The sequence below is a fragment of the Xenorhabdus kozodoii genome (assembly GCF_002632875.1).
Lineage (GTDB): Bacteria > Pseudomonadota > Gammaproteobacteria > Enterobacterales > Enterobacteriaceae > Xenorhabdus > Xenorhabdus kozodoii.
Genome location: NZ_NJCX01000007.1, coordinates 129345 through 152466 on the forward strand (window position 1 = coordinate 129345; position 23122 = coordinate 152466).

Here is a 23122-nt window from a genome sequence, read left to right on the forward strand (position 1 = left end):
AGGTATGTATAGGTAGAGATACGCAGATACTGGTTAAGTCAGGTAATCGTCTCTCTGTTGTTTGTTGTTGTAAATTGTTGTTATACCAGTCTCCTTTCAAGATGCGTCTTATATCTCCCCGCGCCGCGGGGAGATATAAATACTCTCATGGGTTTGCAACCTGCAACTTGAAGTTGGATTGGTATATAAAAATTGCTGCTATGAAATACGCTCAATAATCATGGCGATGCCTTGTCCCACACCGATGCACAGGGTGCATAAGGCGTAACGTCCGGCACGTCGTTCCAGTTCAAGGGTTGCTGTCAGTGCAAGACGGGCGCCGCTCATCCCCAGAGGATGCCCCAGTGCAATCGCCCCGCCATTTGGGTTTACATGCTCTGCATCGTCCGGTAATCCCAATTGGCGTATCACCGCCAGTGACTGTGCGGCAAAAGCCTCATTAAGTTCAATCACGTCCATATGGTTGAGCGTTAAGCCGGTGAGTTCCAGTACCTTGCGAGTCGCCGGGAGTGGCCCGATGCCCATGATACGAGGCTCAACACCACATGTTGCGGTTGCGACAATGCGTGCCCGTGGTGTCAGCCCTTGGCGTAATGCCGCCGTTTCTGAGGCGATGATGAGCGCCGCAGCACCATCGTTGACGCCGGAAGCGTTACCGGCAGTGATGGTGCCGTCTGGACGGAATGGGGTTTTGAGCCGTTGCAGTTGTTCGAAAGTCGTCTCTGGCCGAGGATGTTCATCCTGTGAGATGACCGCTGCGACGCCTTTTGGGGTGGCGGGAGGCAGAGTCACAGGGATGATTTCTTCGGCCAGTACGCCACGCCGTTGCGCACTGGCGGCTCGTTGCTGGCTGCGTAGGGCGAAGGTATCCTGATCTTCACGGCTAATTTGAAACTGGGCGGCGACATTTTCTGCCGTTTCTGGCATAGAGTCTGTGCCAAATTGCTGGTGCAGCAAAGGATTAATAAAGCGCCAGCCAAGGGTGGTATCAAAGATCTCAGCCTGCCGGCTGAACCCCTTGTCTGCTTTACCCATCACAAAAGGGGCACGGGTCATGGATTCAACGCCCCCCGCTAATATCAGTTGGGCGTCACTGGATTTAATGCTACGCGCGGCAAAGGCCAGTGCATCCAGGCCAGAGCCACATAACCGATTCACTGTCGTGCCAGAGATCGCATAGGGTAAGCCCGCTAACAACGTGGCCATGCGGGCGACGTTGCGGTTATCTTCTCCCGCTTGGTTGGCGCAGCCGAGGATCACGTCATCAATGTGTTCACAATCCAATGTGGGATAACGCGTCATCAATGCCCGAAGTGGCAGGGCAGCCAGATCGTCAGCCCGCAGGTTGGATAGCGCACCGCCATAACGACCGATAGGTGTGCGAAGACCGTCACAGATAAATGCGTGGTTCATCATTGCTCTCCCCGCCGGTTTTTCTGAGTTTCTTCCACTGTTTTGGCTGAAATAGGGGGGCTGAGACGATAGGCGTAGCCACGGAACAAAGCCACAACGTTGCCATCCTGATTGGTGATTTCCACGTCGTACAAGCCGGTGTTTTTGCCTTGATGCCGAACGGAAGCGGTGGCAGTCAGTTGATCACCAAGCAATACCGGACAGATAAAATCAATACTGCCGCCAGAAGAGACGGCGGCCAGCCCCTCGCTGTTGCAGGCATAGGCGAAAGCCGTATCTGCCAGACTGAACAAAATACCACCGTGACAACGTTGATGGCCATTGAGCATATGGGGCAGGATCTTCATGTTGAGTCGGGCTAACCCGACGTCAATGTGCTCAATGTGCATTCCCATCGTTTGGGCGCAGGCATCTTGCGCATACAGGGCTTCAATGTGATGGCGTGCAGCGTGACGACTCTTTTTATTTTGCATGGTCATCCCCTTTTGGGTGTTTTGGGGCTGGCTGGGCGGGGAGTTGGGCATGCCCTGACGCCAGTTGGCGTAATAAGGGGGCTGGGCGGTAACGGGGTTCCCCATAGAATTTCTGCAAATTTTCCAGTGTGCTGAAAATATGTTTCCAACCCAGTTGTTCACCCCATGCCAGCGGGCCGATGGGATAATTCACACCGTAGCGCATCGCCAGATCGATATCTTCAACACTGGCGATACCTTTATTGACGGCATCCAGTGCTTCGTTACATAACATGGCAACAGTACGCATCGTTAGCAGGGCAGGATAATCCGGCAGGTGAATGACCTGCTTACCGAGAGATTGCAGAAAGCCCACCACCTTTGCTGTTTGTTGGGGCGTATTTTGGCAGGCAGCACTCAGGGTGATGATGGAGGCCGATTGGTGATTAGCCGAAAGATCAAACTGCATCACGGGCGCCCTGACTTCGTCGGCAATTTGGGTACAGGTTCTCCCTTTGGTCAGGATCAGGAGGATGTCATCGATCTGTAAGGTTGGGGAATGGAAACGGTCATTTTGGTTTTCTTCGAAGATAATGCCATATTGCTGCAATTCAGGCTGTTGTAACAGGGCAACAAAATGCGGTAATGCCGGCCAATTCCCTGTCGCCTTGACCCGACCGGGTTGTTTTTGTGCTTTAGTGCGTTTTGGCGCTATTTGGGGGGGTGATAACGCCGCTTTTTTTCCGCTGTTTCCCTTTATGTCATAGAAGTAGAAACCACGCCCGCGCTTGCGTCCGAGATGATCGGCATCCACCAGCTCTTTTTGCAGCAACGAAGGCTGAAAACGGGGATCGTAATGGAAGGCATGGAACAGGGATTCCGTCACGGTGTAATTAATGTCATGGCCGATCAAATCCATCAGTTGGAGTGGCCCCATCGCGAAACCGCCCGATTCTTTGAGGACGGCATCCAGTGTGGCGGGCGTGGCAAGCTGCTCTTCCAGTGCGCGCAGGGTTTCAGCATAGAATGGCCGGGCGATGCGATTGACGATAAACCCTGGCGTAGAGCGGCAAATCACCGGCTGTTTTTTCCAGCCAATCACCAGAGCCTTCAGTGTCTCCACGGTCTGGGACGATGTTTCTAGGCCTTGCACAATTTCCACCAGTTTCATCAAGGGGGCGGGATTGAAGAAATGTAACCCTGCCATGCGTTGTGGTACAGACAGAACACGGGCAATGGCGGTAATCGACAATGATGAGGTGTTGCTGACCAACAGGGTTTGGGGTGAACAAATGGATTCCAGTCGTTGGAAGAGATGTTGTTTCGCGTCCAGTTGTTCGACAATGGCTTCAATCACCAACCCACACGGTGCCAATGCATGTAACGAATTCACCTGAGTGATGCGCTGTAACAGGGCTTCGGTTGCGCTGGCGTCTGCTTTGCCTGTCGCTACGCGTTGATGCAGGCGGGTGCGTAAGTTATTCAGTGCCTGAGGTACAGCGTCATCATGGGTATCAAACAGCAGGACAGCATGTCCTGCTTGAGCTGCAACCTGGGCAATGCCGATACCCATTGTTCCCGCCCCAATAACGGCGATGGGGCCGTGGAGGTGAGGCGCGTTCATGATCATTTCCCCTTGAACGTTGGCTGGCGTTTTTCAATGAACGCACTAATGCCTTCCCGAAAATCTTCGCTATGCCCGCATCGGCGTTGTAAATCACGTTCGAGAGCAAGCTGTTGTTCCAGCGTATTGGTTGCGGCGGCATAGGTGGCTTGCTTGATGCAGCCAAGGGCTACGGTAGGCTGGGTAGCCAGATGTTGGGCGAGTTTTTGTGCTTTGTCTTCCAACTCTTCTGGCTCAACGACTTGCCAGATCATTCCCCAATCCAGTGCTTGTTCAGCGCTGATTTTATCGCCCAAAAGTGCCATTCCCATTGCCCGCGCTTGCCCAATCTTATGGGGCAGGAAGTGGCTCCCGCCAGAATCGGGGGTCAGGCCAATGCGACAAAATGCCTGAATAAAGCTGGCGGTACGGGAGGCAATAACAATGTCACAGGCCAGGGCAAGGGAAACCCCTGCACCTGCCGCTACCCCGTTAACGGCGCAGACGATGGGCTTAGGCAAGGAGGTCATACGCCGGATCAGGGGATTATAGTCGCGTTCAACCGATTGGCCGAGATCAGGGATCTCACCCTCGGTAATGATGGCATTGCGATCATTTAAATCTTGGCCGGCACAGAAACCGCGGCCGGCTCCGGTGAGCAAGACACAACGTACCGACTTATCCTGTTCAGCAATCTCCATTGCCCGGCTTAATTGTTGGTGCAGTTCCTCGTTGAAGCTATTGAGGCATTCTGGACGGTTGAGGGTAATGCTAAGGACACCGGCTGTGATATCAGTGAGTACCGTTGACATGTTTAGAACCCTTTGAATGTTGGTTGACGTTTTTCCAGAAAGGCGCTGATGCCTTCCTGGCGATCGGAGGTGCCGGCCAACGCAACAAAGTGCTGGCGTTCGGCAAGTAACCCTTGTGACAGGCTTGTTTCTTGTGCGGCTTTGAGGGCGGCCTTGGCTGCCCGCAGTGCCAGAGGGGAAAATTCACTGATGCGTTGTGCTATCTGCTCGGCACGTTCTAAGGTCAGGGCATCCGTGCAAACTTCGCTGACCAACCCCGCCTCTTGAGCGCGTTGCGCATCGATAGCCTCGCCGGTTAATACCATCTGGTAAGCTAATGCCTTACCAACGCTGCGGATGAGTCGTTGCGTGCCCCCCGCCCCTGGCATCAGCCCCAAGGTGATTTCTGGCAGACCAAAACGGGCGTTTTCTCCACAAATCACCAAATCACAAGCCAATGCCAGTTCGCAGCCCGCGCCAAGGGCGTAGCCATTGACCGCCGCGATCAGGGGCTTGCTGATATTGTTTAAACGTTGCCAGAGCTGTGGGCGGCGATCCGTCATGGCGGTAGCAACGTTTTGTTGTTGGAGTTCTCTCAGGTCGGCCCCCGCCGCAAAACAGTGTGCCGATCCCGTCATAGCAGCGCCGGTAATCACAATGGCGCCTGTGCCGTGATCCGCCTCCGCCAATTCCAATTGCTGCACGAGTTGTTCCAGACAGTCATTACTCAGGGCATTGCGCACTTCTGGCCGGTTTAGGGTCAATGTGCGCACCCTTTGCTGCTGGTGGCATAAAATCCACTCCTGACTCATAGTGGCTCCTCACTTTTGGCTGTTTTTTTATTTACTTATAAAAGCGTATAAAAGCGCATGAAAGCGGCTAGACATCAAAATCGACCACGACCCCCTCACCTTTCGGCCATGACTGGCAACTCAAGATATAACCGGCAGCTAATTGATCGGGTTCGAGACTGTAGTTCACTCTCATCCCCACTTCGCCGGATTTAAGCCGGCATTTACAGGTCGCGCATACGCCTCCTTTGCAGGCGTAGGGCAAATCTGCGCCCTGACGTAATGCCGCATCGAGGATGCTGTCATCACCGGCGTTCATCGTAATGTTGAGAATGCGTCCATCCAGGTGGATCTCAACGCGGGTTTCACTGCGTCCTGCGAGATTGGCAGGGGGTGCCGCTTTTTGGGCTTGCCCGGTATTGAAACGTTCACTATGGATGCGCTTGGTTGGTATTCCTGCCTGTTCCAGTACCCAACCGGCATCATCCAACATGGTTTCCGGTCCACAGAGAAACGCATGGTCAAATTGGGCAAAATTAAGCAGGATCTTGCCGAGGTGGTTCAGGTGTTCAATGTCAATGCGGCCGTTAAACAGAGGGCTATCGGTGGTTTCTTGACTGAACAGGTACAGAAGCTGCAAACGGCTCAGGTAACGGTTCTTGAGATCCGCCAGTGCCTCTTTGAACATCATCGAGCGGCTGGTGCGATTACCATAAATCAGGGTAAAGGTGCTATCAGGTTCCCGTGCCAGCGTACTTTTGATGATCGATAAGATGGGCGTGATACCCGAACCCGCGGCAATAGCCAGATAGTGCCCTTGTTGATCGGAACGGGGACGATGGCCAAAACTGCCTTGTGGCCGCATGACGTCCAATTCATCCCCGACTTTTAATTGCCGGTTGATAAAGGTTGAAAAGCGGCCTTGAGGGATGATTTTGACGCCAATTTGTAATACATCATCCAACGGTGAGCTACAGATGGAGTAGCAGCGGCGTAGCTCTTCGTTATCCACCGTTGCCTTGAGTGTCAGGTGTTGACCAGGGTGATAGCAGAACTGCTTTTTCAGCTCAGCGGGAATATGCAGGGTGACCACCACGGCATCCGGCGTTTCCTTTTCGATGGCGGCAATGCGTAAGCGGTGAAAGCCATGTGAGCGTGTTTGATGAAAAGTAGGCATCCTCTGCTCCCTCGTTAAATGCATTTGAAATAATCAAACGGTTCCAGACAGTCCCGGCAACGATAGAGTGCCTTGCAGGCAGTGGAACCGAATTCGCTGATTTTTTCTGTTGCATGACTGCCGCAATATGGGCAGGCGATGGGTTCTATATTGGCTGTTTTTTCGCAAACCAATCCCTGAGGCGGGGCAATGCCGGAACCCCGCAAACGTTGTCTGGCATCGGCATTTATCCAGTCTGTGGTCCACGCAGGGCTAAGGCTCACGTCGATATGCACCGCAGAAAAACCGGCTTGTGCCAGTGTTTCCTGAATGGTTTCGATCAGGTATTCCGTCGCAGGACAGCCGGAATAGGTTGGGGTTAATGTCACCTGCCAACCGTTTTGTAATGGCGTCACCGCCCGTATCATGCCGAGATCAGTAATAGAGAGCGCAGGCAGTTCTGGGTCGGCAATTTGGTGCAGACATTGCCAGATCCGATGAATTTCCGGCGGCTGTATGTCTGAATGAAGGTGGGGATTGCTTTGCGGTTCCATGACGCCTCCCATTGCTATCGGTTTGTTATTCGTTTTTGTCACCAGTTGCAGTTGGGATAAGTGCGTTGCAGGTATTGCATTTCTGCCAACATGTATCCCAGATGTTCCGTATGCAGTCCTTGCTTTCCTCCTTGTCGATAAGGCGCTTCTTGCGGCAGTGCTAGCGTGGCTTCGGCGAACGTTTCGTTGATGATTTGCAGCCACGGTTCATGCAGGGTGCGGGGATCAACGGCAATGCCTTCTTCGGCCAGTTGCTGTTCTATTTCGTCGCAATGGAACAGTTCACCGCTAAAACGCCACAGTTGATTGATAGATTGCTGAATTTTCTCGTGGCTCAGCGCTGTTCCATCCCCTAATCTGATCATCCAACCCCGGCTAAATCTCAGGTGGTATTCCGCTTCCTTCAATGATTTGGCGCTGATCGCTGCCAATTGAGGGTCGCGGCTTTTTCTCAGGGCTTGATGCAGCAGGACGTGATAGGCATCAATAAAAAATTGGCGTACCAAGGTGTCGTTAAAGCCACCATTGGGTTGTTCCACCAGCAGCAGGTTGAAGAATTCGCGTTCGTTGCGCCAAAATGCCAGGTGATCTTCATCCTGCCCCGTTTCTGCCAGGGTGGCGGCATAGCTGAGGAAATGGCGAGCTTGCCCTAATAGGTCAAGGCCGATATTGGACAGGGCGAGGTCAATTTCCAGCTCTGGTGCATGTCCACACCACTCACACAGGCGTTGTGCCAGAATCAGTGGGGTATCCCCTTGACGAAGGACATAGTGGTATAGGGCATGGTTAGATAAGGTCGGGTTGGGGGATGAGGTACTGTGTAAGTTCATCTTTCCGTCCCCCTACAGATTCTTGATGCCATCAGGAAGGGTGTAAAACGTGGGATGACGGTAAATCTTGTCCTCCGAGGGGTCGAAAAAAGCCCCCTGATCTTCCGGTTGTGACGCCACCAGATAGCGGGATTTCACTACCCAGATGGAGCAGCCTTCATTGCGCCGAGTGTAGGCATCGCGGGCGTTCTCCAGTGCCATTTGATCATCTGCCGCATGGAGGCTGCCGACATGACGGTGCGCCAGCCCTTGTTTACTGCGGATAAAGACTTCATACAGAGGCCAATCGGTATTGTTCATAAGATTCACTCTCCTTTGCTGGCGTGAACAAAAGCCGCTTCCCGAACCCAGCTTCCGTTTTCCCAGGCTCGCTGTTTGGCTGCCAGCCGTTCGTGATTGCATAGCCCCTGTCCTTTCAGTACCTGATAGAATTCATCCCAATTGATTTCACCAAAACGGTAATGCCCTGTTGTTTCATCCCACGCCAGATCAGGATCGGGGGCGGTCATGCCCAAGGCTTCCAATTGGGGCACCGTGTTGTCGATGAATTTTTGCCGCAGTTCATCATTGCTGAACCGCTTGATTTTCCATGCCATGCTCTGGGCGCTGTTGGGGGAATCACTGTCATTGGGACCAAACATCATCAATGTTGGCCACCAGAAACGGTTAATCGCATCTTGTAACATGGCGCGTTGGGCTTCGCTGCCATTCGCCAGCACGGTGACCGCTTCATAGCCTTGTCGCTGGTGGAAACTTTCTTCCTTGCAGATTTTCACCATCGCGCGGGCGTAGGGACCGTAAGAGGCACGGCATAAGGCCACCTGATTGACAATCGCCGCGCCATCCACCAGCCAGCCAATCACGCCGACATCCGCCCAACTAAGGGTGGGATAGTTAAAGATCGAAGAGTATTTCATCTTGCCATCCAACAGCTTTTGGTAGATGTCCTGACGGGAACAGCCCAGTGTTTCGGCGGCGCTATAGAGATATAGCCCGTGCCCTGCCTCATCTTGCACTTTTGCCAGTAATACCGCCTTGCGACGCAGGGTTGGGGCGCGGGTGATCCAATTGGCTTCCGGTAACATGCCGACCACTTCCGAGTGGGCGTGTTGGCCGATCTGACGTATCAGATTTTGGCGATAGGTTTCAGGCATCCCATCTTTGGCCTCAATCGAGCGATCTGCGGCTATTTTTGCTTCGAAATGCTTTGTGTCAACGCCTGCCTGACGTGGATCAATTGTCATATGCGACTCCATTATGATTCTTATTTTTCAATATAAGAAATAAAAATGAATCACTTTTTGTAACCATAAATCTACAAATTAGTAACAAAAATAGCAAACGCCAAAGTTGTGTATTTGTTGTTCATGTCACAATATGTATTTTTATTCATTATAAAACAATGGATTAATTATTTTTATTTGATGGCAGGATGAATATTAACGAGTGACCGGGCGCAAATGTTTTTATTTTGTTAAATTTATGAGTGGTTTTGTCAATCAGGTATGTGATACATAAATAGCATTCTATGACTTAATGATTGTTTCATTGGTTAAATCGGTGGAGAAAAAAATGCAACAGTTAACGAGTTACATTTGTGGTGCCTGGGTTTATGGGCAAGGCGACCCCAGAACCATCCATCATGCCGTCAGCGGTGAAGCCTTGTATCAGGTATCTTCAGAAGGCTTGCCATTGGCAGAAGGCTTAAGCTACGCCCGTGAAAAAGGGGGAAAGGCGCTGGCGGCGATGACATTCCAGCAACGTGCGCAGATGATGAAAGCGGTTGCCAAACATTTGCTCGCCAACAAAGAGGCGCTGTATGCTCTTTCTACAGAAACCGGCGCAACCCGTGCAGATAGTTGGGTGGATATTGAGGGAGGGATAGCGACACTCTTTTCTTATGCGGGATTAGCCGGGCGTGAATTGCCGGATGATACTTTGTGGCCGGAGGATGAGATGATCCCGCTGTCTAAACAGTCCCAGTTTGTGGCACGCCATGTGCTGACCTCCCGTCCGGGGGTCGCACTGCATATCAATGCGTTTAACTTTCCTTGTTGGGGGATGTTGGAAAAACTGGCCCCAACCTGGATGGCAGGTATGCCCGCGATGATCAAGCCGGCTACGGCATCGGCTCAACTGACACAGGCGATGGTGAAAGTGATTATCGACAGCGGTCTGGTGCCGGAAGGGGCATTGCAACTGGTTTGCGGTGGTATTGGTGATCTGTTTGATCATCTCGATTATCAGGACGCTGTGACCTTTACCGGCTCGGCACAGACGGGGCAGACGTTGCGCTCCCATCCCCGGCTGATAGCAAAATCCATCCCTTTTACGATGGAAGCGGATTCCCTCAACTGCTGTATTTTAGGCGAAGATGTGACCCCAGATAGGCCGGAATTTGGCGTTTTCATTAAGGAAGTTGCCCGCGAAATGACCGTGAAGGCCGGCCAGAAATGTACGGCTATCCGGCGCGTTATGGTGCCAGCCAGCCAAATGGGCGCGGTCAAACAAGCACTGCTTAAGCGGCTGGCTGGGGTGGCCGTCGGTGATCCCACTTTGCCAGAAGTGCGCATGGGGGCATTGATTAATCGGGAACAGCGCGATGAAGTGCAGGCAAGGGTGAATGAGTTGCGCAATAGCGGTTGCGAGGTTTTGTGTGGCGGTTCGTTAGATAAATTGGTGCTGACAGGCAATAGCAACAGACATGGCGCATTTTACCCGCCGACATTGCTCTATTGCGCTGATCCAATCACCAATCAGGTGGTGCACAGCACGGAAGCCTTTGGGCCGGTTGCCACGTTAATGGCGTATCAGGATACCGAACAGGCGATAGCATTAGCGATGATGGGACAGGGGAGTCTGGTGGGATCATTGGTGACGGCGGATGAACAGATTGCGGTACAGGTGATCCGTGCGACCGCGTGTGCGCATGGCCGGATGTTGGTACTGGATGCAACGGCTTCTGCGGAGTCCACAGGACATGGCTCCCCGTTACCGATGTTGGTACATGGCGGGCCAGGGCGTGCCGGTGGCGGAGAAGAGTTAGGCGGTTTGCGTGCCGTGAAACATTATATGCAGCGTACCGCAATCCAAAGCAGCCCAAGTATGCTGGCAGCGATTGGCCGTGAGTGGGTTCGTGGCGCGAAAGTGAAAGAAGAGCCGGTTCACCCATTCCGCAAATATTTTGAACACATTGAAATAGGTGAAAGTTTGCTGACGGCTCGCCGGACGGTGACAGAAGCGGATATCGTGAATTTCGCCTGCCTGAGTGGGGATCATTTTTATGCTCATGTGGATAAAATTGGCGCGGCCGAATCCCTGTTTGGTGAACGTGTGGCACATGGTTACTTTATCGTATCGGCAGCGGCGGGCTTGTTCGTTGATGGGGCAGTAGGGCCGGTGCTTGCCAACTATGGCATGGAAAACCTGCGTTTCATTGAACCTGTCAAGATTGGCGATACCATTCAGGTACGTTTGACTTGCAAGAAGAAGATCAAGAAAGTCCAGAAAACGCCAGAAGATAAGCCACAGGGTGTCGTGGTATGGGATGTGCAGGTGTTGAATCAGGAACAACAGCCGGTGGCGCTTTATAGCATCCTGACCTTGGTGGAGAGGCAGCAAGGGGATTTTGCGGCGTCGGTATAGTCGTGGTGAGGAGAAATCATTCGCAGAGGTATTAAGTCACGGAAACAGGCGCCTGAGGGTATTTGCCAAAAGTAAAGGGCGATGATTCTTCAGGCTAAATGTTATTGGTAGCATCGGTGGGTTGCCTCTTTTGGAATAGCTCATTAGCCTTTAAGTGCCCTAAGTAAGATGGTTAACATGAGTTTATTTATGTTTGATTCTGTCCAACTGACAGCTTTCCCGTAAAATGCGCATTACGGTATCTGCGCCGCTACGATTGGGATTGATACGGATCATGCGTTGTTCCAGTGTGGGATCTGCCTGACGGAAGGTGCCGGAAATGCGGTAAAACAGGGGGGGGATTTCAAATTTTGACTCTGCACCGACCGGATAAGGTAGCGCACCGAGGGTATGGGCTGTAGCAAGTACCCTGTCTGCGATGGGGGTGTGAAATTCCACTAATAACACTTTTGATTGAGCATTAGCGAGAAAGGCGTGTTTCACCGGTGGCAATTCCCCTTGGTTTAAACGCGTGACCAGTTCGTCATTCACTTCTGCCTGTACGGCATGCATCACTGGCGCGAATACCAGACCACGCAAGGCTTCCATTGCCTGATAACCTTGTATCTGGCAGCCACCGGAGTACATGCTGTGGCGCAGGTTATCCATGATGGCCTTTTTCCCGACAATGATCCCAACACCCTGCGGACCCAATAACTTGAAGCAAGAGAATGTGGAAAGTGTTGCACCATATTGGCAACCGATGTGCGCCACTTTCATCGCCGCGTAGTTATCATCCACCAATGAAGGAATGCCATGTTGATCCAAGGTGCCGATTACCTCTTGCAGAGAATAATGGTCAGACATCTTCTGGCGTGTATGTTGGATCAGGCTGGCTGTCGGTTGGTATTGCTCAATGGCGGCCACAATGTGCTCGGTGTGGTTAAAATCCGCCTGAACGACACGAAGCCCCATTTGTTCAATTGATGCTTTGGTTGTCGGGTAAATGGGGGCGCTGTGTACAAGTAACGTTGAATTGGGGCTGACCAACGCGGCCAGCCCTGCGCGCAATGCCCCTGTTCCTGCTCCATTGACAAAGGCGGCGGTTTCGGCACCGAAAAACTCCGCAATCACCGCTTCGATACGTCGGGTCATCCGTGGCTGGTGAAGATCGGGGACCAGGCCCAGATCACCTTGCGAAAGAAAATCCGCCCCAGGAAAGTGACGACAGATAATATCAACCAGCTTGAACTGTTGCTGCTGCGCTTGTGCCATCGTCATACTTTGCAATGGAGCGGTTTTCATTTTCTTATTTTATCCCTAGCAGAAAGAGCAAGTTTGCCAGAATGCCCACAATGATGGTGGCAATTGGGCCGATAGCCATTTCGACTAAAGGACGTTTGGAAGTGCGGTTAAGCAGGTAGATCCCGGCTACGATCATAAAGCCCATGCCTGGCAGAATGGCGTTGGAGGCAATCATAGCACCAACCAGCAAGGCGACTTCGAGCATTTTGGTGATCGCGGTACGAATATGCCCGCTACAGGCTTTCACCCCAGGGTATTTATCCAACCAGATAGCGATTTTTGCCAGTAGCTGGATTTCAATGAACATGGTGATGCCGCCTGCGGCAAAGGCAATCCACGGGTTGTTGGTTGCCAGCCCGGCCACAAACACAAATTTCATGCCATTTGGGCTATAAACGCCGGTGGCGATAGCCGTCGTGCCCACTAATGGGATAAAGCTAATGGCACGAGCCAAGGCGACCAGTAATGCGTTGGTCTGTTCACCTTGTGCCATGAGTTGCAGGGAAACAGGCCCTTCTGCCAGCAGGCTAAAAGACATGGTCGCTGCACTGGCTGTTAGGCCGCCGCACAGGATTAACAACCATTTGTTTTTCTGGATGCGTTCTATACGGGTTGAAAACAGACCGACCAAGACTTCATTCGCGCCTTTTGGCTTTTGTTCCCCTGACTGTGTTGGGCGTTCACGCATGGCAAAATAGAACATCGCAATCATCGACAATAATAATGCGGCGCCATTGGGATCGATACTGACGGGCTTTTCGATCATGCCGCCAAAACTCAGTGAGCCGATGGCCTTGGTTGCCAGATAGCCGACCAGTGCGGTGAACATGACCAACAGCCCTTTGCGATAGCCATATTGATAGCCAACCACCATCGCCGGGAACAGGGCAAAACAGGCCACAATTGGATCGCCGACTTTCTTGAGATCATCCGTGAAATTGACGGGCAGCATGGCAAACAGTTCCACAACTGAACGCAGGCCGGCCAACAGTGCGATGGCATAGAGGGCACCGATGATACCGGAGGCGATAAAACCCCTTCGGCTATTGGCACACCCGATCCCGATCATGTCTGTACCGAGTAACAGGCTGTGAACCAAGACAATGGGCGCGGTGAGGGAAAAGGGAATACCGAAACCGACAACCAAACCAATGCTCAGGGCGAAGCTGGTTGCAGCGAGCGCCTTGCGGCTCATCCGGCCTTCAAGGTATTCCGGCAACAGTGGGCGCAAGCCATCGTGGAAAACCGCGATACCCCGGTTTGCCATCATTGAGGCAATGGCGCCAATGGCTGCCAATAATCCCGCCTTAAACGGGTCGACCTCCATCAATCTCAGCAGGAAATCATGGAAATGTTGCATGATCGCCTCCTTACAGTGAGATAAGGGTGTTGATGAGCACCGGCAGGACGACATCAATATCCTGCCCGGTAAAACCAAAAGCCTTCTTGCCGGCTTTCACATGGGCAATGATCTCGTCATTAGACAGGATTTTTCCTGGCATGCCGATGGTGGCACATTGATCTAATCCGATAAGGGCGATTGCCATTGCCAACGCACCTCCACCGCCCGTATTGCACGCGCCAAGATAGTAATCGGCTTCGCCATTTTTCATTGCCATTGCCGCGTCAATGTCATCCATGATGGTAATGGAAGTGGCTCTGTTTCCCGCCAATTGCCGAATATTTTCGGCTATTGCCTCTTTTTCTATTTGTCCACCAACGACAAATTTCATGTTGTTATCCCTCTCTTTGTCTCTTCATATCGGATTGCTTTTTGAAAAAAAACGATGTTTTTAGCGTTAACTTTATGTTTTAAAATTATTTTTGTATTTTTATTCAATCTTGCTTTGGAAAAACCGGGCAGGATTATCACGCAGCATTTGGTCTATCTGTTGTTGGCTAAAACCCGCTTCCAGCAACATAGGAACGAATACCGTTAACAGGTAATCGAAGCCATTTCCCCCATTATTTTTCAAATGGGAGCGACGGGTGATGTCTTGGGAAAGCATGACGCGATCAAGTAGCCCACGTTTGGCGATCGCCTGCAACATGGCTAGGCGTCGAGTGTCGGGATAGTAATTATTTTTGCCAATCGTATCGAATTGCACCCAAGCGCCTTCCTCCAGTAACGGAATGATGGTGTTCAGGTTGTCTTTCAGATCACAATGACCAATAGCCACATATTCAGGGGAAACACCACACTTTTTCAGCAGCGCCAACTGTTCGCGTCCCATGGTGCTTAATGTTGTGTGAGTGGAAATGGGGCGGCCTGTTGCCTGGTGCGCCAATGCCGCCGCGGTAAACACCTTTTGCTCATCTTGCGTGATTTGATCAAGGCTGGAGCCGATCTCGGCAATCACCCCGGCTTTTAATTCGGTGCCATCAATGCCAATTTCAATTTCAGCGATCATGTCATCGGCGATCGCTTGCACACTTAACGCCCTGAAGTGGGCAGGGAAGAACGGTTGTTTGTAGTAGCCCGTCGAGGCAATGATATTGATGTGGGTATCACGCATCAGATCCAGCAGAAAAGCCGCATTGCGTCCCATGTAACGATTGGTCATCTCCACGATATTTCTGACCCCAAGGGTGTAGAGGTGACGAAGCTCTTCTACGATCAGATCATATTGATCTAATCGACAATCCAGGTTTCCTTTCGCAGCCGAGAGATCGATATGTAAATGCTCATGTACATAGGTGTAGCCTGAAGCATCAATCCCGCTATTTGCCTTTATCGTCAAATAGTGATGAGTGGCTTGATTTTTTGATGAAGATTGCAGTGTGTCCCCCCGATGTTCAACTTGATATCTCTGATATCCCTCGGCTGAGTGTGCTTTCAACTGCATCAATACGGGATGAGGAATGCGAGGCGGAATGTATGGGCGTATCCCCGGTTTGTTTTTAGTATCCCATAATTAATTTATCAATGGCTATTTTGATTAAAGTGCAAAATAACCATCCCATAAAATCATTCCATAAAAATAGGGTGCGCTGGATCATGCGGTAAATTCGCTATGGCGAAAATAACATTATTTAATGATGGAGTAATATTATCTGTAATACGCTGGTTGCAGGATTATTTAGCGTAACCGCTATTTTTCCAATTTCCTTGGCTGTCATAAATGCCTTCAAGTTTTGGCGAGCCAGATTGAATACCTGAAACCAGGGCTACATCACTGCGCGTTATAAAAATTTGGGAACGAAAACACATCAGCACTGGGCTACCAATAGGGTGAGTGCCTGCCAATGGGAGATGGTAGTCAATGCAGGGTTCATTCAGATGCAATATACGTACTTTTTTAGCAGAAATGATGCCTGGAGGGGTGGGGCATTCAGGAAAAACCAACGCATGTTTCATCTTCCCGCGTTTATAGTAGCCACCCCCATAGCAGTAACTATTCCCATCGTGGTGATGAGAAACTTCGGTGAGATAGGCCATCGCAATATGTTCCGGCTCCCGGCCACTCACGTTGGCGGGGAGGGTTCCGGTTAGGGCATGGCCGGGTTCCAGATGGGTGGCTCCGTATTTGGCCAGTAGCGGTATGGTGTTACAACTTGAGGCCGCCGGGGCATTGATTTGCGAAACGTTGATGCCGAGTTGCTCCAGTCGGTTTCGCGCCCGAAGGAGGGTAAGCAAATTGGTTGTGGGTAAGGTTATCTGATACCGAGGGTTCCATTCCAGACAAGGAAAATGCGTCAACCCACTCAATTTGATGCCTGGCATGCGCCTTAAGGCATCTACGACAATATCGAGTTCATGGAAGGGAATGCCCGCTTCTTGACCGGGGAAAAGGGTGTCTCGTTTATCAAATACTTTCAGCATGATGGGCTGAATTCGTCCCAATTTCTCCGCAATATCCGAAATCGCTTGTGCCTTTTCAAGGGAAAAGACGGTGATAATACCCGGATTATGTTTGAGCATAGTTTCGATTAAATGGGTGGGTATCTGCACTAAATGGCCGATGTGGCACAGTGGTATACCGTGCTGGCTCAGGCTATAGGCTTCTTTGAAATCAACCGCCACGACACCGTGATAACCGAGCTTAATCAATTGCTTAGTCAGCCAGGGATTACGTCCAATTTGTTTGGTCATCAAATATAGCTCAATGCCATATTGCTCCGCGGTTTTCAGCAAGCGCCGACCATTATCCAAAACCTGATCAACGTCAATAATGTAGGTATCTGGCAAGATTGCACCTTGTTGCCAAAGGTTTTTTGCAACTTCAATTAATTTGGTGTTCTGTTTTTTTAATGCCTCAATAAACATAGGACTCCCTTCATGATTGCAAAGCAGCAAGGCTGTGTGAAAAGCAAAATTTTTTGTCTAACATAATCTTCATTTTTTTGAATATTTATATGAGAATCAAAAGTTAATTCCCTTCGTGTGAAGATATTAAACCATATAAATTTGCTAACATATAGCCTTCCTCATTGGGATGTAAAGCGACTGCAAACTTTTCGATTAGGGATCGATGAATGATGAGTAATTGGTCGTAGTATTCAGATTGCTTGAGTTTTGCCAATATTGCTTGATCTAATGGGGCGATGATTTCGCCACGGCGTGAACGCATGAAAGCACTTGCCATATGGGCCAGCGCCATTTCGCCGAGTGGATGATGGACAGGGATAAGCCAAATATCTTCCAGAGTACGCACAACTTCCAGCATACTATCGTGGATATCTTGATCGATAACGCCACCTTGTAGCAGGATAGTTAACCGTTGTTCTATCATTGTTTTTTGTAATACTGAGTTATTAATTAATAGCTTATTTTGGCTGATCGAGTTTCAATAAACAGGTTCAATGATACCTGCCACGACTTTTTGTTGATGGGTCATTAATCGATCCTGATCAACCAGGGTATGCAGGAATTGCTGGATAGGGACATTATCTTTACGGGTAAGAATAACGGCTTCAGACGCCTTGATAAAACACTCACTATCGTCAGGGAGTTGGGTCATCAAGCCTCGTGTTATGAGTTCATGGCCTTGTCCAACGTTCCAGATGGCCGCATCAATGTGGCCTTTTATGATTTGATTTAAGCATTCATGATAGGAAACCTCGACCAATTCAATGTCTTTGCCAGCAAAGTATTGTTTTGTCATTATTTTTTGGTCTGCTGAGGTGCTATCTAACCCAACGCGACGAATAGATCCCATTTCGCCATTGCGGAAGATTAACCGATGCCTGTCTGTATAACTTTGTGTCCCTAGTGAAAGCGCAATATATAGATCTTTATTTTCTGGGTGCTGCTCTGCGGCAAGCCTTGATGTTACTGCTAAGTCGTAAACACCATTCAGTAAACATTCAATGCGGATATCTGAACCACGCATATGTGCAAAATAAAAAGGAACGCCAGCACATAATGCTTTTAAACCGCTTGCTAGCCCTTCATAAGCGCGGGTATAGGGGAGCGGCATCGCACAAACCACATTGCCAATATCGGCGTATTTCAAGAGTAATTTGTGGTTTATCTGTGCAAGAAAGCTACCATTACGACCACGACGCTTAATCCCAACCGCCTGTATCTGTTCGAGAGATTTTAATGCTGCTTGCATCAAACCCACGGACAACCCACATTCTTTAGCCAGTAATTCTATGGTTTTCAGGCGATTACCACATTGTTCAGAGAGGAGATAACGAGCCAGAAATGACTGTGCTATCCCCTCTTTCTTAATGAATGTTTGACTCATCATGACAAGTTTTTATCCATTCCTATTTATATTCATAAATTTGAACATAAATCGCAATAAGCGAATTAAAGAAAGGAGATTAATATCACAATTGCAAAAAAAATGAAAATTTAAAAAATAACAAAGCCTAATATTATCAATATATTGAAGATATATTTAAATTTTGTCTTGAAGATATAAAAATTGCCATTATGGAAGAATATAAGGAGGATGGGATATTATCTATGTTCGCTGACGGTATTTTTCTGTATCGATGGTGATTTTTGCTACACTATTTATCACGACACAGAACAATTAGGTTATATACGCATTAAACTTCAAGTTGCTATTTACAACACGATATGAAACCTGATTTCTCCCCGCTGCGCGGGGAGGTGTCAGACGCATCTTGAAAGGCGACGGGTATATTCTCCCCCTTATCCCTGTATGAATCAATAAAGTATCCTACTGAATATCTTATTTAAGGGCATTAAAATTTAGCTCGTTGGTTTATATATTCAGTCACTTGTTTATTTGAAGCTAATAGATTATCTAATGATTTAGATAATAAATTTGTTTTTTTGTAAGACGAAGTCTATAAATCAAAATCCTGCCCAAATTGAATGCAAGCCACATTGGTGGTATTAGTACTCTTTATAAGGCACCAACAAATATTGAGATCAGGAAAAAAGGTTATGAATGCCTTATCGATTATAATCATTTTGTTGATGTTATTTCCCTGTCTGGTCAATGCGAGTGAAGTCAGTACAGCGTTAGCCAAGGAAAATGAAACAACGACCCGGAGGATGGCTATATCGCTCTTCGTGACTACAAGTTGTACATGCTGATGTTTCGGTATCTAAAAAATCGTTTCCCCGATGTTCATTTATCTTTGCATGCAGGGGAGTTGGCGAGTGGAATGGTTCCGCCAGAGTATCTGGCAAATCACATTCGATATGCAGTAGAGATCGCAGGGGCAAATCGAATCGGTCATGGTGTTGATATTGCCAGGGAGGTGGATGCATTGGCGTTACTTCGGGTACTGAGAGAAAAGGAAATTCCGGTTGAAATTAACCTGACGAGTAACGATTTCATTCTTGGCGTTAAGGGAAACGCGCACCCGATAAAACTTTATCAGCGTTATGGCGTGCCTTTTGTGATATCCAGCGATGATCCAGGGGTTTCTCGTGGTGACCTCACCCATGAATTTTTAATTTTTGTCACAACCTACAAGCCATCCTATGCCACTATCAAAAAAACGGTGTTTAACAGCATCCGATACTCTTTTTTATCGCCGGATGAAAAATCGTCAGCGTTACAGGATCTGCGATCCCGATTTTTGAATTACGAATCAGAGATTGCAAAAATAGAAAAAGAGTTGCACAAACACGCATATACGCCGAAAAAACAGCATTAATTTGTGGGTTCCTGCGATCTAATCGGATAGCTTTTTAGCCATGATGTGCATGGTGCTTTGCTGTTTGGGGCTGGAAAAAATAATCTCTTTTTGCCGTTTCAGCCCCTGCCTTAAATAAAATTTGATGGCAAACGTGTTCTGCGCCAAGACTTCCAGCCAAAGCCACTTTTGCGCGTGTTCATAACCAAATTTCACCACATGTTCAAATAATTGATCACCATATTTTTGTCCGGTGAGCTTTGGCATCAGATAAAGTTTATGCAAATAGATCCCGGTGAAGTCTTTATCGGGAATAGGTTGATTTAAGACGATCTTACTAAATCCAACAATGTTGGAATAACTTGTATTTGTTGGAGTAGTGATATTTTGGCCGATGGCATGGGATTCGGCGATAAACCATCGGTGATCAGGCGATTGTAATGAAACCGATATTTGTTCTACGGAACACTCGTTCACAATGTACTCTTCCAATTCATCTTGGTCATACCATAGATAGGAAAAGTGGAAACGATAGCTCGTTTCAAGTAGTAAGGAGAGCAATCTAGCGTCTTTTATCGTTGCATCCCGAATCATTAACATGGATATCTCCAATATTTCTGGCTCAGATTTGATTTCTAATTATCTTTTCATCATAGCGAGACACGGATATTGATGAAGATCCCTGACTTTCACTCCTAGCGGCGAGAGGAATAACGAAGTGTCTTACGATGTTGAATTGTTATTCAGCATACTATCACGATGATAAAAATAGGTAGGTTAAACAGCCAGTTGAATTAAATAAAAATTAAGGGGATAACCATAGAAAATAGGGATGGTTGATTTCGAAAATTCACGATCGTTTTCGGACTGGGATGAGCGAGAAAATACCAATATGATAGGCATGAACTGAAAAGAAAAATGGCGACCATTACTATCGCCATTTTCGAAATCAATCTTGCATACAATTAAGCGGCTTTGGCGTTTTGTGCCAGCCAGTCGGCGACACGCTGTTTTTGTTCATCGGTCAGCCACATGCCCAGTTTGGTACGGCGCCAGATAGCATCATCCAGCGCTATGACCCATTCGTGTTCAACCAAATAACGCAGTTCTGCTTCATATAAACCATGACCGAAACATTCGCCGAGGTCAGCCAATGCTTCTGCGCCGTTCAGGATGATTTGGCTGTTGCTGCCGTAAGTACGGGCATAACGCAGGGCCACACCTTCTGGCAACCAGTTATACCGCTGGCGTAGCAGACGCGCATAGCCATCGCGATCACAACCTTCCAACTCACCACCGGGTAATTTGCCGTTTTTAGTCCATGCCTTGCTTGCATTGGGGTAGTAGTGTGCCAGCTTATCCACGGCATGTTCAGCCAGTTTACGATAAGTGGTCAGCTTACCGCCAAATACGGACAGTAATGGTGTCTGGCCTTGTTCATCCTGTACATCCAGTGTGTAATCACGGGTGATCGCTTGTGGTGAATCGGATTCATCATCACACAGGGGACGCACGCCAGAGTAAGTCCAGACAATATCATCGCGACCAAGTTGTTTCTTAAAGTGGTCGTTATAGACTTTCAGCAAGTAATTGATCTCATTATCGTCAATGTTGACTTCTTTTGGATCGCCATTGTATTCAACATCTGTCGTACCGATAATGGAAAATTCATCATTCCATGGAATGACAAACACGATACGATTATCTTCGTTTTGCAGAATATAAGCCTGTGGTTCATCGTGAACGCGAGGCACAACGATATGGCTGCCTTTTATCAGACGGATGCCATAAGGCGATTTCAGTTGCAGACCGTTATCGAAGAAATTTTTCACCCACGGGCCAGTGGCGTTAACTAAGCCTTTCGCCCGCCATGTATGGGTTTCGCCCGTTTTCAAATCGGTGGCTTCAACCATCCAGTAATCATTTTCACGCCATGCACGGGTGACCTTGGTGCGGGTACGGACTTCGCCACCGTGTTTTTGCACTTCCTGTGCATTCAGAATAACCAGACGGGCATCATCCACCCAACAGTCGGAGTATTCAAAGCCACGAGTGATAGAGGATTTCAACACTGAGTTTGCACCAAATTTCAGCCCCTTACTGCCTGGCAAGCTAACACGTTTGCCTAAGTTATCGTACAGGAACAGGCCAATGCGGATCATCCACGCTGGGCGCAGGTGTGGTTGATGTGGTAGACGGAAACGCATCGGGAATGCAATATGGGGAGCCAGTTTTAACAGTACCTCACGTTCTGCCAGTGCTTCGCTGACCAACCGGAATTCATAATGTTCCAGATAGCGTAGGCCACCGTGGATCAGCTTAGAGCTGGCAGATGACGTTGCGCTGGCCAAATCTTGACCTTCCAACAGTAGGACAGAAAGTCCTCGGCCAGCAGCATCTGCTGCGATACCAGCGCCGTTAATTCCGCCGCCTATTACAATCAAGTCTTTGGTTTCCATTGCATCCCCTTTGAAATGTTCGAAACAGTTCTTTAATGTTCGTTTTCGCTCAAAGATTGTAATTAAAAAATCATCAATCGCCAACCATTAACTTAGGAAAAACATATTCACGTGATATGGGTAACAAAATCGTATCATATACATAAGATTAATAAGGATTTTGTGGGATACAAATTTACAGAGGGAATATTGATGGGCGTTCCCCACCAGAAGGATCTCAGGTGGGGAAATTATTACCTAAAAAGTGATTAGCACAACTCCAGCTTGACGCTGTGTTGCTCGATAATTTTCTGGATGCTGGTAGGCGGTGCTTTATCCGTGAACAAAAAATCAATCAGATTCATGTTACCGAGATTAACCATGGCACTGCGGCCAAATTTTGAATGGTCGGCAACCAGCATGACGCAACGGGAATTTTCGATAATGGCGCGTTTGGTACGGACTTCGTGGTAATCGAATTCCAGCAGTGAGCCATCACTATCGATGCCGCTGATCCCAAGAATGCCGAAATCAAGGCGGAACTGGGAGATAAAATCTAGCGTTGCTTCACCAATGATGCCGCCATCGCGGGAGCGCACTTCACCGCCCGCTAAAATCAGGCGAAAATCTTCTTTACCCATAAACAGGGTAGCGACGTTGAGATTGTTAGTGACAATCCGTAAATCGCGATGGTTTAGCAAGGCATATGCCACAGCCTCTGGCGTTGTTCCAATATCGATGAACAAGGTGGCGCCGTCTGGAATTTGGGTGGCAACTTGTTGTGCAATACGGGCTTTTTCATTCGACCACATGATCTTACGATCATGATAGGCGGTGTTGACAGAGCTGGATGGCAAGGTGGCACCGCCGTGATGACGCTGGATTTTATTTTTATCTGCGAGATCATTTAAATCACGTCGGATCGTTTGCGGGCTGACATCAAAATGTTCAACCAGTTCTTCAGTACTGACATAACCTTGAAGGCGCACTAGCTCGATTATTGCATCATGTCGCTGAGTTTGCTTCACAAAATTCCCCTAATATTTGCATAGATGAATTATCGTTGACCAAAATTATCCCCTTCTATTTCAAACCGA

The 23122-nt window shown here is 48.9% G+C and carries 22 protein-coding genes; 2 read left to right on the plus strand and 20 right to left on the minus strand.

Going from position 1 to position 23122, the window contains the following annotated elements:
- Positions 1-198: 198 nt before the first annotated feature.
- The 10 genes from pcaF to paaA all read right to left on the minus strand — a co-directional run bounded on the left by pcaF (position 199) and on the right by paaA (position 8834).
- Complete coding sequence (pcaF, locus tag Xkoz_RS06385) at positions 199-1413, minus strand: 3-oxoadipyl-CoA thiolase (protein WP_099141416.1); 1215 nt, start codon at positions 1411-1413, stop codon at positions 199-201.
- Complete coding sequence (gene paaI, locus Xkoz_RS06390; RefSeq protein WP_099141375.1) at positions 1413-1886, minus strand: hydroxyphenylacetyl-CoA thioesterase PaaI; 474 nt, start codon at positions 1884-1886, stop codon at positions 1413-1415. Before paaI ends, pcaF begins: the two co-directional genes overlap by 1 nt.
- Positions 1876-3489: a 3-hydroxyacyl-CoA dehydrogenase gene (locus Xkoz_RS06395; protein WP_099141376.1), complete on the minus strand. Its 1614-nt coding sequence runs from the start codon at positions 3487-3489 to the stop codon at positions 1876-1878. The genes paaI and Xkoz_RS06395 overlap by 11 nt, the downstream gene beginning before the upstream one ends.
- Before the next feature lie 2 nt (positions 3490-3491).
- Positions 3492-4280: a 2-(1,2-epoxy-1,2-dihydrophenyl)acetyl-CoA isomerase PaaG gene (gene paaG, locus Xkoz_RS06400; protein ID WP_099141377.1), complete on the minus strand. Its 789-nt coding sequence runs from the start codon at positions 4278-4280 to the stop codon at positions 3492-3494.
- Between the two features lie 2 nt (positions 4281-4282).
- Positions 4283-5071 carry a 2,3-dehydroadipyl-CoA hydratase PaaF gene (gene paaF, locus Xkoz_RS06405; protein WP_099141378.1) on the minus strand — a complete coding sequence of 263 codons (789 nt, stop codon included), beginning with the start codon at positions 5069-5071 and terminating at the stop codon, positions 4283-4285.
- A 67-nt stretch (positions 5072-5138) separates the two neighbouring features.
- Positions 5139-6227: a 1,2-phenylacetyl-CoA epoxidase subunit PaaE gene (paaE, locus tag Xkoz_RS06410; RefSeq protein WP_099141379.1), complete on the minus strand. Its 1089-nt coding sequence runs from the start codon at positions 6225-6227 to the stop codon at positions 5139-5141.
- Between the two features lie 14 nt (positions 6228-6241).
- A complete protein-coding gene (gene paaD, locus Xkoz_RS06415; RefSeq protein ID WP_099141380.1) occupies positions 6242-6760 on the minus strand; it encodes a 1,2-phenylacetyl-CoA epoxidase subunit PaaD in 519 nt (172 codons plus the stop codon).
- 38 nt (positions 6761-6798) lie between these two features.
- Positions 6799-7590: a 1,2-phenylacetyl-CoA epoxidase subunit PaaC gene (gene paaC / locus Xkoz_RS06420; RefSeq protein WP_099141381.1), complete on the minus strand. Its 792-nt coding sequence runs from the start codon at positions 7588-7590 to the stop codon at positions 6799-6801.
- Positions 7591-7602: 12 nt separating this feature from the next.
- Complete coding sequence (gene paaB, locus Xkoz_RS06425) at positions 7603-7890, minus strand: 1,2-phenylacetyl-CoA epoxidase subunit PaaB (protein WP_099141382.1); 288 nt, start codon at positions 7888-7890, stop codon at positions 7603-7605.
- A 5-nt stretch (positions 7891-7895) separates the two neighbouring features.
- Complete coding sequence (paaA, locus tag Xkoz_RS06430; protein WP_099141383.1) at positions 7896-8834, minus strand: 1,2-phenylacetyl-CoA epoxidase subunit PaaA; 939 nt, start codon at positions 8832-8834, stop codon at positions 7896-7898.
- A gap of 328 nt (positions 8835-9162) precedes the next feature.
- Between paaA and paaZ the strand changes: the two genes are divergently transcribed.
- Positions 9163-11235, plus strand: a complete 2073-nt coding sequence (gene paaZ, locus Xkoz_RS06435; protein WP_099141417.1) for a phenylacetic acid degradation bifunctional protein PaaZ — start codon at positions 9163-9165, stop codon at positions 11233-11235.
- Positions 11236-11418: 183 nt separating this feature from the next.
- Here paaZ and Xkoz_RS06440 read toward each other — a convergent pair whose 3' ends face one another.
- The 7 genes from Xkoz_RS06440 to yhfZ all read right to left on the minus strand — a co-directional run bounded on the left by Xkoz_RS06440 (position 11419) and on the right by yhfZ (position 18215).
- Positions 11419-12519 (minus strand): aminotransferase class V-fold PLP-dependent enzyme, encoded by a 1101-nt coding sequence (locus Xkoz_RS06440; protein ID WP_099141384.1) that lies wholly within the window; start codon positions 12517-12519, stop codon positions 11419-11421.
- Between the two features lie 4 nt (positions 12520-12523).
- The gene (locus Xkoz_RS06445; RefSeq protein ID WP_099141385.1) at positions 12524-13879 is read right to left on the minus strand and encodes a YhfT family protein; all 1356 of its coding nucleotides are present in this window, start codon (positions 13877-13879) and stop codon (positions 12524-12526) included.
- A 10-nt stretch (positions 13880-13889) separates the two neighbouring features.
- Positions 13890-14252 carry a DUF2620 domain-containing protein gene (locus Xkoz_RS06450; protein ID WP_099141386.1) on the minus strand — a complete coding sequence of 121 codons (363 nt, stop codon included), beginning with the start codon at positions 14250-14252 and terminating at the stop codon, positions 13890-13892.
- A gap of 99 nt (positions 14253-14351) precedes the next feature.
- Positions 14352-15254 carry a phosphotriesterase-related protein gene (locus tag Xkoz_RS06455; RefSeq protein WP_244183416.1) on the minus strand — a complete coding sequence of 301 codons (903 nt, stop codon included), beginning with the start codon at positions 15252-15254 and terminating at the stop codon, positions 14352-14354.
- Between the two features lie 341 nt (positions 15255-15595).
- Entirely contained in the window at positions 15596-16786 is a 1191-nt protein-coding gene (locus Xkoz_RS06460; protein ID WP_099141387.1) for a YhfX family PLP-dependent enzyme, read from the minus strand.
- 103 nt (positions 16787-16889) lie between these two features.
- Positions 16890-17252: a PRD domain-containing protein gene (locus Xkoz_RS06465; RefSeq protein ID WP_099141388.1), complete on the minus strand. Its 363-nt coding sequence runs from the start codon at positions 17250-17252 to the stop codon at positions 16890-16892.
- Positions 17253-17306: 54 nt separating this feature from the next.
- Entirely contained in the window at positions 17307-18215 is a 909-nt protein-coding gene (yhfZ, locus tag Xkoz_RS06470; RefSeq protein WP_099141389.1) for a GntR family transcriptional regulator YhfZ, read from the minus strand.
- 823 nt (positions 18216-19038) lie between these two features.
- Between yhfZ and Xkoz_RS06475 the strand changes: the two genes are divergently transcribed.
- Complete coding sequence (locus tag Xkoz_RS06475; RefSeq protein ID WP_208615216.1) at positions 19039-19608, plus strand: amidohydrolase family protein; 570 nt, start codon at positions 19039-19041, stop codon at positions 19606-19608.
- Between the two features lie 18 nt (positions 19609-19626).
- On the opposite strand, the gene Xkoz_RS06480 is transcribed toward Xkoz_RS06475, so the two are convergent.
- The 3 genes from Xkoz_RS06480 to Xkoz_RS06490 all read right to left on the minus strand — a co-directional run bounded on the left by Xkoz_RS06480 (position 19627) and on the right by Xkoz_RS06490 (position 23053).
- Complete coding sequence (locus Xkoz_RS06480; RefSeq protein ID WP_099141391.1) at positions 19627-20187, minus strand: GNAT family N-acetyltransferase; 561 nt, start codon at positions 20185-20187, stop codon at positions 19627-19629.
- Positions 20188-20552: 365 nt separating this feature from the next.
- Entirely contained in the window at positions 20553-22046 is a 1494-nt protein-coding gene (gene glpD, locus Xkoz_RS06485) for a glycerol-3-phosphate dehydrogenase (RefSeq protein WP_099141392.1), read from the minus strand.
- 248 nt (positions 22047-22294) lie between these two features.
- The gene (locus Xkoz_RS06490; RefSeq protein ID WP_099141393.1) at positions 22295-23053 is read right to left on the minus strand and encodes a DeoR/GlpR family transcriptional regulator; all 759 of its coding nucleotides are present in this window, start codon (positions 23051-23053) and stop codon (positions 22295-22297) included.
- Between the last annotated feature and the right edge of the window lie 69 nt (positions 23054-23122).